The sequence below is a fragment of the Algoriphagus sp. 10J20-15 genome (assembly GCF_055809615.1).
On sequence record NZ_JBVVUG010000034.1, the window covers coordinates 26,533 to 39,641 of the forward strand.

General features: G+C 36.5%; 15 protein-coding genes and 1 pseudogene. 11 read left to right on the forward strand and 5 right to left on the reverse strand.

What is annotated here, in order from left to right:
* Positions 1 to 49 precede the first annotated feature (49 nt).
* From AC0L6R_RS13625 to AC0L6R_RS13645, 5 genes are all read left to right on the forward strand, one after another.
* The gene (locus AC0L6R_RS13625; protein WP_473271703.1) at positions 50 to 691 is read left to right on the forward strand and encodes a DUF6266 family protein; all 642 of its coding nucleotides are present in this window, start codon (positions 50 to 52) and stop codon (positions 689 to 691) included.
* Between the two features lie 127 nt (positions 692 to 818).
* A complete protein-coding gene (locus AC0L6R_RS13630; RefSeq protein ID WP_473270820.1) occupies positions 819 to 1,565 on the forward strand; it encodes a hypothetical protein in 747 nt (248 codons plus the stop codon).
* A gap of 1 nt (position 1,566) precedes the next feature.
* On the forward strand, positions 1,567 to 1,905 hold the full coding sequence (locus tag AC0L6R_RS13635) for a DUF5675 family protein (RefSeq protein ID WP_473271705.1): 339 nt from the start codon (positions 1,567 to 1,569) through the stop codon (positions 1,903 to 1,905).
* A 65-nt stretch (positions 1,906 to 1,970) separates the two neighbouring features.
* Positions 1,971 to 2,231, forward strand: coding sequence for a hypothetical protein (locus AC0L6R_RS13640; RefSeq protein ID WP_283414961.1), 261 nt, complete (start codon positions 1,971 to 1,973; stop codon positions 2,229 to 2,231).
* Positions 2,232 to 2,590: 359 nt separating this feature from the next.
* The gene (locus AC0L6R_RS13645; RefSeq protein WP_473271709.1) at positions 2,591 to 3,112 is read left to right on the forward strand and encodes a cupin domain-containing protein; all 522 of its coding nucleotides are present in this window, start codon (positions 2,591 to 2,593) and stop codon (positions 3,110 to 3,112) included.
* Positions 3,113 to 4,247: 1,135 nt separating this feature from the next.
* On the opposite strand, the gene AC0L6R_RS13650 is transcribed toward AC0L6R_RS13645, so the two are convergent.
* The 5 genes from AC0L6R_RS13650 to AC0L6R_RS13670 form a co-directional block, all read right to left on the reverse strand.
* Positions 4,248 to 5,633 carry an undecaprenyl-phosphate glucose phosphotransferase gene (locus AC0L6R_RS13650; protein WP_473271710.1) on the reverse strand — a complete coding sequence of 462 codons (1,386 nt, stop codon included), beginning with the start codon at positions 5,631 to 5,633 and terminating at the stop codon, positions 4,248 to 4,250.
* 321 nt (positions 5,634 to 5,954) lie between these two features.
* On the reverse strand, positions 5,955 to 6,356 hold the full coding sequence (locus tag AC0L6R_RS13655; RefSeq protein WP_473271711.1) for a hypothetical protein: 402 nt from the start codon (positions 6,354 to 6,356) through the stop codon (positions 5,955 to 5,957).
* Between the two features lie 14 nt (positions 6,357 to 6,370).
* Positions 6,371 to 7,627, reverse strand: a complete 1,257-nt coding sequence (locus tag AC0L6R_RS13660) for a hypothetical protein (protein WP_473271712.1) — start codon at positions 7,625 to 7,627, stop codon at positions 6,371 to 6,373.
* Positions 7,628 to 7,818: 191 nt separating this feature from the next.
* On the reverse strand, positions 7,819 to 7,986 hold the full coding sequence (locus AC0L6R_RS13665) for a sugar transferase (RefSeq protein WP_473271714.1): 168 nt from the start codon (positions 7,984 to 7,986) through the stop codon (positions 7,819 to 7,821).
* Entirely contained in the window at positions 7,943 to 8,314 is a 372-nt protein-coding gene (locus AC0L6R_RS13670; protein ID WP_473271715.1) for a sugar transferase, read from the reverse strand. Before AC0L6R_RS13670 ends, AC0L6R_RS13665 begins: the two co-directional genes overlap by 44 nt.
* Before the next feature lie 479 nt (positions 8,315 to 8,793).
* Here AC0L6R_RS13670 and AC0L6R_RS13675 point away from each other — a divergent pair, with 479 nt between their 5' ends.
* The 6 genes and pseudogenes from AC0L6R_RS13675 to AC0L6R_RS13700 all read left to right on the forward strand — a co-directional run bounded on the left by AC0L6R_RS13675 (position 8,794) and on the right by AC0L6R_RS13700 (position 12,360).
* Positions 8,794 to 9,249, forward strand: a complete 456-nt coding sequence (locus tag AC0L6R_RS13675; protein WP_473271716.1) for an MraY family glycosyltransferase — start codon at positions 8,794 to 8,796, stop codon at positions 9,247 to 9,249.
* Positions 9,203 to 9,532, forward strand: a pseudogene (locus AC0L6R_RS13680) (MraY family glycosyltransferase). Before AC0L6R_RS13675 ends, AC0L6R_RS13680 begins: the two are co-directional and overlap by 47 nt.
* Before the next feature lie 1,203 nt (positions 9,533 to 10,735).
* Positions 10,736 to 11,200: an aminotransferase class I/II-fold pyridoxal phosphate-dependent enzyme gene (locus AC0L6R_RS13685; protein ID WP_473271717.1), complete on the forward strand. Its 465-nt coding sequence runs from the start codon at positions 10,736 to 10,738 to the stop codon at positions 11,198 to 11,200.
* Positions 11,154 to 11,876, forward strand: a complete 723-nt coding sequence (locus tag AC0L6R_RS13690) for a DegT/DnrJ/EryC1/StrS family aminotransferase (RefSeq protein WP_473271719.1) — start codon at positions 11,154 to 11,156, stop codon at positions 11,874 to 11,876. The genes AC0L6R_RS13685 and AC0L6R_RS13690 overlap by 47 nt, the downstream gene beginning before the upstream one ends.
* A gap of 54 nt (positions 11,877 to 11,930) precedes the next feature.
* Positions 11,931 to 12,053, forward strand: a complete 123-nt coding sequence (locus AC0L6R_RS13695; protein WP_473271723.1) for a hypothetical protein — start codon at positions 11,931 to 11,933, stop codon at positions 12,051 to 12,053.
* Between the two features lie 97 nt (positions 12,054 to 12,150).
* Complete coding sequence (locus AC0L6R_RS13700; protein ID WP_473271721.1) at positions 12,151 to 12,360, forward strand: sugar transferase; 210 nt, start codon at positions 12,151 to 12,153, stop codon at positions 12,358 to 12,360.
* Positions 12,361 to 13,109 lie beyond the last annotated feature (749 nt).

The window sequence follows — 13,109 nt, forward strand, 5'->3', positions numbered from 1 at the left end:
CTAAAATATCTATCTATTAATCAGTAGTTCACTTTGAAAATCAAAAATAATGGGAATAATACATAGCAGCCTATTGGGGACTATAAATGGCTCCATGGGCAATCTGGTGTTTTACCAGTTAAACGGGAAAACAGTGGTTAGACAAAAGCCAGGCCCAAGAAAGAAACCTGCCAGTGAAAGGCAGCTTTACCAGCAAAAGGCTTTTAGCATAGGCCAGAAATTCGTGACTCCGCTCAGGGAAGCTTTGAATTTTACGATGAAAAAAAAAGGTTCAAGTTTTGAATCCGGAACCAACAGGACACTTAGCTGGCTGATTAAAAATGCCATTCTTCCTGAGGAAAAAAATCCAATACTTTATCCAGAACGTGTCAAAGTATCCAAAGGATGGCTAGTTGGTCTTGAGCAAGGATTGGCAGTACGGGAAGGTACGTCTATCAGAATCACATGGCAACCCAATGCCTGGCAGGGTTCAGGAAGAGATGAGGATAGTTTGTTTGTTATTGCTTACGTACCTGAATCAAAGCGGGTGTACACGATATATAAAGGAAATTATAGAAAAACAGGTGTTCAGGTGTTGGAGCTACCTTGGAGTGAACCTGAACTTGGACAGGTGTTTGTATACGCAGCTTTTTACGCCCAGGATGGCTGTATTCGTGAGTTTTCAGATTCTATTTGTCTTGGCAAGATATGAGAAGGTAGCGTTAAATATATCAAAACTCTCCTTTTTGCGAAGCTAGCGAACATATCGCGCATTCAATTGATAGCCAATGGGATAAAACTCAATTTTCCTGCATGTTTCACTTAAACCCCATATACTTATGGCAAAACAAGCAGGAGTAATTACACTGAATGGAAAGGTAGGAAGACTCTCTTTCTACAAATCCAAAGACGGATACCTCGCCCGTGAAAAAGGAGGTGTCAGCAAGAGCCGCATCATGAATGATGCACGCTTTGCACGTACCCGGGAGAACCTCAAAGAGTTCGCCGATAATGCTACTTCGGCCAAACTCGTTCGGGATGCTTTACGTCCGGTAATCGCTAAGATTGGAGACAGCAGACTGAGTCAGCGAATCACCCAGGTGATGATGAAGGTGCTGCAATCTGATCTTGTCAATAACCGAGGAGAACGTATGGTACGTGCAGGCGACTGGAGTCTACTGAAAGATATGGAGCTGAATGCTTCCAGTTCCCTGGGTAGTACGCTCTTTTTGGAAACTACCTACACGGATTCCCCAACGGCATGGGCGGTAGCCATCCCGGCTTTTGTCCCTCAGGATTATGTGGCAGTACCTAAAGGTGCAACCCACTTGAGGATATCGGCTACAGGAGTGGGACTGGATTTTTCGACGGGTGCAAGAGCAGTGCAAACTGCTGTTTCAACTTTGCTTCCGGTAATCGATCCGGCTGCGGCAATCAATTTATCCGTTGATAAAGCCCTGCTTCCTGGCACGCACAGAGCTTTTGTGCTCAGTGTGGAATTCGTCCAGATGGTGAATGGCAGCGAGTACTCCATTAACAATGGGGCGCACAATGCGGCCAAGATGGTAGGCGTAGAGCAGGTCTAAGATGAGACTGGTACTTCACCGCAAGTACAAAGCAACAGTAACCCTTGGGAGATTATTTCTAGGGCAGAAGCAGCTCTGCTTTACCCGTGAGCCTCCCAAGGCCTGCTTTGGAAAAGAGATCGCCTGTCTGGCAGAAGGAGTGTACGAGCTGGAAGCTATGCATTCCGAGGGGAAAGGCTGGGAGATAGGAATAGGGGACAAAGGTAAAATCTCTTTTTACCAAGGAGAAGATAAGCTGGAATCCAGTTCCCTCTATCCTGTGACCAGCTATAGAGCCAACGGGACACTCGCTATTCACGAACCTAGCATTTCTCCAGTTGATGGAGAGACTGGAGTCTGAATGGGAGCGGGGGAGATTGTAGAGTTGCAGATAGTATCAGAGCAAGTTCCATATCTCCTTGAATCATGTCTGCAGCGGAGCTATTGCTAAGTCTGGCGGGAGTGGTGACCATGATGCTGCTTTCAGTGATTGCTTACTTTCTAAAATTGCTGATAGAGGATACAAGGCAGTTAAGGGATGAGTTAGCAAAGTTGAAAGAGCTCTTTTACCGCCTGGAAGCCGAACAGGCAGTGATAAAGAATGTGATGCAGCGTACCCGCAGTCCTAGGATTCGCAGATCCTCTCGAACAAAGCAAGAGGATCCTTCGGGCTGCACCACTCTGTAATCGCATTCTTCTAGAAGTTCCCTGGTTCAGGATTTCAGACAGATGAATACAGAGCTTTCCAAATATACTCCTCAAAGTGTAGCCTGCATATGCAGGATAAGCCATGACAGCATGAATCGTTCTGGTACAATCTACCATCTTACCGTCGATGACGAAGCTTATGAGAAGTTACTAATGAATTTGATTTGATAATACCTTAGTCCGGTGAGAATTCCTCTCCGGACTTTTAATTCGAGCAATTCATTACTTCTGAAATATAAAATGCATGTTTATATACATTTTATATGTGTTCATTTGTCGAATAGCTAATTCATAAAACGATAGATGTATTTTTAAATTCAACACTTTCAAAATTATAGATGAGATTTAAAAATATTACTTCAGATTTGAGTAAGGATGAAGTTTTTCACCACGTGAACGATTTTTTGGAGAAAAATGGATTTCATATCCTCCAAGTAGATAAAACAAGGCCATGGGGCGGATTTTTTGTGTTAGATGAAAAACAGATTTCAAATTTTGCTGAATTGTTTTTCATGGAAGTGAAATTTTCAGAAATACAATTGCAACAAAAACTGAGTCCTAAAATCTTATTAGTAGCCCCGAATTCCCGCCTTTCCTGGCAATACCACTTTAGGAGAGCTGAACTTTGGAAGCTTATAAAAGGGGAAGCAGGTATTGTAAAAAGTAAAACGGATCAACTTGAAGAATTGGAAATAATGGAATTTGGTGAAACAGTATCTTTATTGCAGGGCGAAAGACATCGACTGGTGGGATTAAAAAATTGGGGTATAGTGGCAGAAATATGGATACATGTGGATCCCGAAAATCCTTCAGATGAAGAAGATATAGTAAGGTTAGACGATGATTATGAAAGACAGTAATTGGGGTGGTTTTTTTGCTGATTATTAAGCTATGCTAATTCAATAGAATTGGTCGCTTAAGCTTCTCTATACACCATTTTAATATACAGGACATAGGTAATACAATATGAGTTTAGTTTTTAAAGTGAGTAAGGACAATTTTCAAAATTGAGCTAGCTATTGGTTATACATGCATTTTCGCTTACCTCTTAAAATCGTTTTTTTACGAATTAAATAGAATAGGTATCTATAAGAATGATTTTTAGTGAGATTTTTTTACATAACCCTGCTAAATTTGGGGGGATGATTGAGATTTGAACAAGGCGTAATTGATATGCTGTAAGCAACCAAGAACCAGACTAAAAATGCATGCTACTCATGTGTAGTGGATTAACCTAGGGAACAGAAATATACATGTATGCACCCAAAGGAGCATAGGTAGAAAAAACTATTTCCATATAATTTTTGACCATTTGAGTATTGATGAGAAGTCTTTTAGAAAGAGCTGTCATTACATTACAAGGTTGAGTCCTCTTCATACAGGCTGTGTGGGGGATCTAGCCAACCCGCACTAAAGCGCCTTGGGCAAGTCACTAAATTAGTTTATGAGTGATGGGAAAATTAAACAAGTATAAGCGATCAGCATGGAATTGTTGAAGGCTTTTGCCACTACTGCCTAGAAAATGCTCTCTAAAACACTCATAGTTCATGACCATTTTCAAAGAGAGGTAAGGCAGCTACTAAAGAATAGCTGTTACGCACTGCATAAGAATCTGGCAAACTTGATGCGAGTGTCGATATCAAATATGAGGTCAGCAAGGTATGGCAGAAAGCTTTAAGTTTCTAGTCAGCATGCAAAAGCTATACACTTGGAAAATGAGCATCAACTAGATTGTTGACGCACTGAAGTAAAATTAAGAAAATCAGACGAGGTAACAGACATGTTAAACAACCAAATCAAAGGTGGTCCGAATGCCTTATTGATGAATCTAAAGAACGTTATGATTGAATGACTCAATGCTAAATCCAAGAGATTAAACTGAAAGCAAATGTTCTTAATCTGTTGCCAACTTTAGAAGTTCAATCCTGATCTTTTATAAGAGGATTTAACTTAGATCTCTTCTAACTCGAAGATAAAACCTGTTCCTGCTTTAAGTTAATATGCCGTTTGATGGGTTTTAGATCCAAATAAGGTTAACCAGATAATTCTAATATCTAAAAAGAAAGTCCAGTGTTCGAGATAATGTAAATCATGGTATGTACGCATTCTTCTTTGTTCATCAGTTTCTGTAGGTCCTCTCCAGCCATTCACTTGAGCCCAGCCTGTTATTCCCGGTTTAAGATAATGTCTCAGCATATAACCTTCCACTTGAGCTTGAAGTTGCTGGTCTAGAAAACTTCTGTGGGGTCTTGGTCCTACTACGCTCATGTCGCCCAAGAATACATTAAAAAATTGAGGTAATTCGTCTATACTTGTTTTCCTTATGAAATTCCCAATCTTAGTGATTCTAGGGTCGTCCTTTTGTGTAGATTGTTTACCTCCATATACAGAATCATTAGTGTGCATGCTTCGGAACTTGAACATACGGAACTCCTTTCCGTCCCTTCCCACCCTGATAGGCATATAGAATACTGGGCCGGGAGATTCTGATTTGATAAGAATTGCTATGATCAAATATAAAGGACTTAAGAGTAATAAAACCACACTAGAAAAAACAACATCAAATATTCTTTTTATTATCGAACTAGGAAGCATATCTAAGGATGTCTGTCTAATATTTAGCACAGGTATTTCCCCATAAGTAGTCATAGCAAAATTCCTTCCGAGTAAGCCTATGTAGTCTGGGATATACTTAACCCTTTTTCCATAATAATCTGCGATCTCTAATACTTTTTGAATCTTATCAGAAGAATTAAAAGGTAAGGCTATAATGATTTCATCTATCCTTCTTTGTTCTTTGATTGTTGTACTTAAGTCACTAAGTTTTCCAAGGATTTTTTCCTTCGGTAGAACATTTTGCTCATTGGGACTTTCTATACATCCTACTACTCTATAACCCAAATCAGCATTGCGTTCAAAATACTCCAGGATATTTTTGGCATTACTACCTACACCTATCACCAGCGCATATCTCAAATTTTTCCCCTTACCTCGCATATAACGAATATATTTTATTAATGCGAGGTTGAAAATTGAATTTAAAATGAAAAAGGCAGATAAAAAAAACATTAATACTTCACGTTTATTTACCGAAACATTAAAGAACAGATAGAAAAAAGAAATAAATGCTGCAAATATGAAAAATGTTCTTAGAAAGTTTCTGTACCTTATCTTAAAACCATTATGAAGATGAATGTGATATAATCTCCTATAAATGGAAATATTAACCCATAAAAAAAGGGATATTCCAATAAGAGAGCTGTTGTTGTAAAAATCAAATTCTCCTAATACAAAACTGCTTGAGATGATATAGGTAACTAGAAGAAGTGAAATGTCTAGCCCAAAGAACAGTGCCGAAAGTTTTTGATCTGATTTTGTCATAATGGAAATATTTAATAAAAGTAAAATATAGATTCCACTTTTTAATTGTTTTGTATTTTTTATATGTATCTATAGAACTATATATATGTAAATGTAATGATTTTATTTGATCGTTAAAACTAACTTTCTTATATATATTTGTACTTTATATACATTTTTGTACGGATTATAACAGATAGGTTATTTGTACGTTGAAGTTGAAATTTAAAATGTTTTCTCCTTTTTTATTAAAACCGTCATCATTTGAGATCAAATAGTTGTAATTGCTTGAATGAATTAAACCCAAAGAGCTTTTGTATGAATAAATTTTGAAAAGTGTTACTATAAATCCCATGTAGCACCATGATCAACCCAGGGTTTCACATTTAAACCAGCACTTTGCGCATATCGGTAAAAGTTAGGATGTCTTTCGTGTCTTTCAAGCCTAATAGACAGTTCGTTAAAATTGGAATACTTTCCTATTTTTAATTGATAAGAATTACCACTTATTCCAGTACTTGCTCCAAGAATCTGACCTTTATTAGTAAAGCCATGCTTTACATCAGCATTATCATATAAGCCGAGACCTCTATTGGGGATTCCTTCTCGCCATCGAATTATATTATTCATACTAAATTGGGTATGCGTAATCTCCCCGATAATTCCAATCGAATTATTATTGTTGATCATAAAGTATTTGCTGAACCCTAATAAAAATCCTCTACTATGTTCTGGATTGAGCATTAATTCTCGCCAATTTAATGGATGATCATTTCTGGAAAATTCGAAATAAAGTTCAGTTTGGGCATCTGGACAACATATCGTGTAAATATTCCCACGTTTTGGTCTTCTTTTTTTTCGATATTTTCTATTAGTCCTTTACCAGTTTTAGGGAATGGGGCAAATAGTGGAAAATAGGCTCGAAGATTATTTTCCATATCATTTCTATATATTTGAAAAGTTCGGGTTAATCCAAGGTGTAAGGAAGGTATCCACTTCGGTGAATATGATATAGTTAATCCAGTAAAATATCTCCAATCATTTTCTTTTTCAGCGTCCAGAATTTGAGTATACTCTCCATCACTAAAATGTGTCAAATTTGATCCAGATAATTTCCCTACCCAGTAATTCCCTTCAAAAGATCCTAGAAATGTAGTTAAAGGGCGATTGGTTTGAATTCTAAAATGATTAAAACCAGGTGCGTTATCACTTAAAACCAAAGAATTGAATTGTCCTGGCCCAGACCAGATATTCTCCGTAGATATTCCAAATGAAATAGGCTCGAAATTTATCATTATGTGAGAATTACCTATACTGAATTCAGAAATAGGGCCTGATCCAAATCTAGTTGGATTATCAATATAAAATACGCTTCTTCTTAATATTGAAAAGTAAAAATCAGGTGCTTTTTCAGGATACTCTTCGAATGCAAGGTTTTGAGAAAAATGATATTGAGGGTATAATTGTATTGAAAGTTTGCCCATTTTTACATAAATCCCAGCGCTTGCTAAAGTTTGTAAACCTTTTGAAGGTAGAAGCATTCCATTCATCCATCCTGCTGGTAGTTTTGTGTTGAATGTAGAGGTGAGCTGTAAAGGTAAAGCAGTAATTATGAATTTACCCGATTTATTGCCAAGGGACTGGATAGTTGGTTTATAGCCAATTATAGAGTCTTGTAAAAATGTGTTATTAAATTCTGAAAATGCATTCTTAATGCTTAATGGTCTTATATTGAAGCTTATATCACTCTCAATATTACCTAGTACTTGTTCCCTACGAAGGTATTCATTCTGAATTTGAAAGCTAAGAGGTAGATTTTGAGCAATATTACAATGGATGATGCTAAAATATAAAGGCAAAATAATAAATATTTTATTAATTTTTCTTGCGGATATTATGCGTGTTATAGTGTAACTATTACTTAAAATTTGATTATACTTAATAGAGTGAGTGTCCTGATGGTTTTTGCAAAAGGTGTGAATAAATATATAAATATTTGAAAATATTCTTGTCATTTTAGTTTGAAGTGTGTTTGACACTAATTGTTTAATCTAAATCTGTAAATATTTTAAACACAGTTCACTTTCTAGATTAATTGAGCTTACATTTATATTTAATAGATAAATGCTCGATCCAATACTTAGATCGATTATTAAATAATAATCTTAAATGTTTGAATCTATAAATATATAGTTTTCACTATAAGTTAGTATGCATTTTCATCGCCCAAGAAAGCTGATTTTGCAGTCATCCAAATAATTTTAAGATCTAATGAATTACTCCAGTTTTTTATATAATACATATCCAGTTTATATCGAAAATATATAGAGCTATTTTGTTCTATTTCTCCTCGATATCCTTTTGCTTGTGCCAAACCTGTTATTTCCTGGCTTCACTGAGTGCCGGGTTCTATATCCTTTAATACACAATGAATGTTCATTATTTTGAGTAATGATATGTGGTCTAGGTCCTACCCATGACATGTTTCCGTAAATTATATTAAATACCTGAGGTAGCTCATCAATGCTTGACTTACGTAAAAATTTACCCACTCTTGTTACTCTAGGATCATTTCTTGTGGCCATTTTAAGATCTGAGTTGACGTGCATCGTCCGAAACTTATAACAATTGAATTGGGAATTGTAAATTCCTTCCCTGATTTGTTTGAAAAAAACTGGTCCAGGCGAATCACATTTAATCATAAATTGCGACAATTGGAAATAACCACCAACCAATTGTTATCATAAAAAGAAAGGCAAAGATTAGATCAATTAGTCGCTTAATGCTAAGATTGCAGCCAATTTAGCTTGACCGATTGAATTGCTTCCTCCACGTTCTCAGGTCGATTTTGCCGGAATTAATGGAGAGCACTGAAAATTCCCTGCCTTCTTAGTTAAATAATCTGTCATTTGGCGTTGGCGTTTCCTTTAAAAAAAATATTTTTGCTTTCTTCGATCAAAGGTCAGGTTTATTCCATTTATTTCAAATAAAACTGCTTTTGTTTGTAAATACATAAAATTGCATTTTATCCAATGTAAATTGATTAAAGTTAATTTATTAGTGGTTTTTCGAAAAATAGAGGCATTAATCTTGCCATTTTTTAAATAGAATCCTCTCTAAAGTTGTAGCATTGATAGCTTAAAGCTACGTTTAGTGCTTAAACTTTACCAACTACCTATCCATGTCCTTTGTTTTTGCTTTTTTATCTTCACTCGTAATTGGAATTCTATTTTTTCCGGTTCTAATTAAAATCTTTGAGAAATATCAAATCTCTGATACTCCTGGGGGAAGGAAGATTGACAGAGCCAGAATTCCTTCTATGGGAGGGATTGGTTTTTTTATCGCTGTTGCAATTTCAATGGCAATCTGGGGATGGGAATTTCCGAAAATTGAAACGCCATATATTCTAGGTGCAATTTCTATTATGTTTTTCGTAGGGCTTAGAGATGATATGGTGGAATTAAGCGCAGCTAAAAAAATTCTGGGTCAGCTTATTGCTGTTGTTTTGGTAGTTGTAATGGCTGATATCCGAATTAAAGGATTCCATGGCTTCTTTCAGGAATTGGTGATGTCTAACCTTTTTGTTAGTTATGCATTCTCATTCCTTTACTCTCCTTGCTCTTACAAATGCATTTAATCTAATTGATGGGCTAGACGGGCTTGCAGGCACAATAGCCGCATTAGTATTTTCTATACTAGGAGACATGGTTTTTTTACCAGGGTTTTAAATAGCTACGCTATTTTATGTTTTTCTTTTCTGGGCGGGACTCACCGCCCTTTTGCTTTTTAATTGGCACCCTGCAAAAATCTTCATGGGGGATACCGGTTCTCTAACTTTGGGCTTCTCTATGGGAACTTTGACTCTGGCTTTCATGGAATATAATGTCGCCTTGTCTGAAGCTAAATATTCGGAAAGTTGAAACCGGCAATTCTCTGCCGGAGTTGCATTGATGATGTTTCCACGTATATGATATGGCAAGCGTTTGTATTCGAACGTATCTCCCAAGGAAAGGGGCCCATGACTCCGGATAAATCTCATGTGCACCATTTCCTGATGAGAATGGGACTTAAGCATAATCAAGTGAAACTCTTTTACTGAGTTTTTAGACAGTTCAGTATTATTCTTATAGTTTTTTTAATGAGGAGTTTTTCCGATAACATTGTTCTTCCTATTATTATTGGAATTTCTATAATCCTTGGGTATCGGTCCTGATACCATCACACTTCGCGATCTCGAAAAAGAAGGTAGCATTACAGCCTAAAACTCTGGAAATTAGACGTATTAAAAGTGCTAAGAAGTCAAAAATCAAATTGGATAAATCTGACTTTAAGGATTCCGAGGTCAATCTGAATTAATATGATTGTAAGCTTCTTTTCAGCAGAATAATTACCTAACTGTATATCCGCATTTCTACCAATAAGGAGGGAAAAGCAATCTAGAATTTGTTCAAAATTATAATTGAGGTCACTTCAGCCTGTCCCGCTAGTGCGGGAGTCTTCGGTCATCGGACTTCCGACCAGATAAGTAAAGAATCTAAGGCAACTGGCATCATTACGGATAATCACAATTTATTAATAGCCCATGCAGGTTTCCTATTAGGTATGATCTTTTATTTGAACTTCCAGCGTAGACTCTCAAGCTTTCACCATTCATTAATTCTTTTGAAAAAGTGATGCTTTTGAAGGTTATTCTATCAAAATCTAAGCTCCTTATGCTTCCAAGATATTAGAGCTAATCTTTAAGTTAAGACCTATATTTAACTCTTCACATACTTAAATATGTTTTTCAGAGTATTTTATTTGTTTTTTTTATCAACATTTTTGCCAAGTGATTTCTTTGGATTTGCCAACTTGCAACTAGTTCTGAATTCTAACAGTTCGCTAATAGCAAAAGAGTAAAGTTCTATTATAAATAATTGGCATTTAAAGGTTTATGTATAGAATAGAGTAAGTGAAATTCAGATGGTATATCCCCCAAGTAATACCAAGTGGAATAAAAAAATGACCTTAGAAGTATATTAGGAGCTGTGTTGTGGCCCTTTTATGACAGGATATAACTTCTGAATGATATGGTGGTTTAATAATTGTGTAGTATATTTTGGCAGTTTTAGCTACTACCCTACATGGCTTTTCATCTCCCGCTTTCATTTCCCGTACTCAATGGCAATGAAAATTTGTACACTCAACAGGTAATAAGTTCTGGTCAAATAGCCACTTTCGGTCAATTCATCAATAGATTCGAAAGTAAGTTATCGAAGCGACTTAAGACGCATGAGTCTGTGGTTTTAAATTCTGGCACCTCAGCTCTACACTTAGGTATGGTGCTTTTAGGTATTGGTCCAGGTGATGAGGTGATTTGTCAGTCTTTTACTTTTTGTGCATCAGCGAATCCAGTAGTATATCTTGGGGCTTCTCCGATTTTTGTAGATAGTGAAAAGGATACCTGGAATATTTGTCCAGAAATTCTTGAGGACACAATTCTAAGCCGAATTTCCAAAGGGAAAAAGCCAAAAGCAATTGTAATTGTTCACCTTTTTGGAGATGCCAGCCAAGATGAATGGGATTTTGGAGATTGCCAAAAAATATAATATTCCTGTATTGGAAGATGCTGCTGAAGCAATAGGTAGTAAGTTTCAAGGAAAGGCATGTGGGACATTTGGCGAAATAGGTATTTTTTCCTTCAATGGAAATAAAATAATGACAGCAGGTGGGGGAGGAGCATTGATTTCGAATGATACCAATTTAATCCAACGGGCTAGGCTTTTGTCCACTCAGGCTAGGGAAGATCTACCCTTTTATCACCACCTGGAAATCGGCTATAATTATAAAATGAATAATCTCTCTGCTGCAGTGGGTTTAGCTCAAATAGAGCAATTGGATTCTTTTATTAAGAGCCGTAGGCTAATCAATCAACGGTATAGAAACTTACTCAAGAATTTCCCTGGGATTGAGTTTCAAACAGAAGCTGAGGATTCTTACTCTAACTACTGGCTGACTGCAATTCTGGTTGATAAAGAAAAGACAGGCTTCACTAATGAGCAGTTAAAGAATTCCTTGACGAAAAAGGGTATAGAAAGCAGATTTCTGTGGAAACCATTGCATACTCAACCCGTTTTCAATATGACCCCTTATTACGGAGGAAGTATGGCTGAAAGGTTTTTTGAAAATGGATTATGCCTTCCAAGCTCAGTAGATTTGACTCTGGAACATCAAGAAATGATTGTTGAAGTAATACATACGGAACTTAGTAAAACCTTCAAATAAGTGATTTATAGGAATTGGTTAAAGAGAGCATTAGATGTAGTCCTAGCTTTTTTGATGTTTGTAATTCTTCTGCCTATATTTTTAATTCTACTAATCAGTTTAAGTTTTCATCATAGAGGTTCTCCCTTCTTTTCACAATCAAGGCCAGGAAGGACAATGAGCCCTTTCAAATTTTGAAATTCAAAACTATGTCCAGCTTAGTCAATGAAAACGGTGATTTATTACCTGATTCGGAGCGGATTACCCGTTTTGGAAAGTTGATTAGAAAACGTCTTTGGACGAGATCCCCCAATTAATTAATGTTCTGAAAGGAGATATGAGTTTGGTTGGGCCAAGGCCACTCTTGCATGAATATATTCAGCTTTATTCCACTAAACAAGCTAGAAGACATGAAGTTAAGACAGGTGTAACCGGTTGGGCTCAGGTAAATGGTAGAAATGCTATTTCCTGGATAGCAAATTTAGGTTCGATGTTTGGTATGTAGACAACCTATGCTTTCTCTTAGATCTAAGGATTTTATTTCAAACTTTGGGCAATGTGCTTGTTGGTAAAGGGGTTACCCAACAGGGCCATGTGACTATGGGTAGATTTGAAGGAGTGCGTAAGGAATAAATCGCTCAAAAATAAGGTTTTGGAAATTCTTCGTGAGGTAATAGGAAAATGGGGATTTTCCTTTCATAACCATTTTTTCTATTTATAAATATTGAAAAGTGCAAAACATTGGTTAATTATTATGAATATATTATAGAGATGACTCTAAAAAGTGCTTAATTTGTATTTCGATTTGTTTTTAGTGTAAGAGATTTTATAACTTGGCTATTTGAATAAAATTATACTATGAATTTTTTGACGCGGTTGAAACATCCTTCCTTGATGGATCATCGCCACCCTCTGATTCTTTTATTCTATTTTACTGCGCTTTGTTCGGTTATCTCGTCGGTCTTCATATTTTGAACTGGCATTGATTTGAACATGTACGATGCAGTTGCAGGGAGTTTCACATTTATGATTGGTGAGATTGCTAGTGATGCAAAATACCAGGAGTTATGAGGGGATAGTGCGTCACACTGGCTTCAGAGTATGGATCAAACATCTTTAAAACTGTCCTGATTAGGCTACGCATATCTTTTTCCTTTTCTAAGTTTCCTTCGACTGGGAATTTCCTGAATGATAGGTTCTTACTTCCCACTTCTGTATTAATTATTGCAGATCTCTCGCTTGCGCATGCTTATA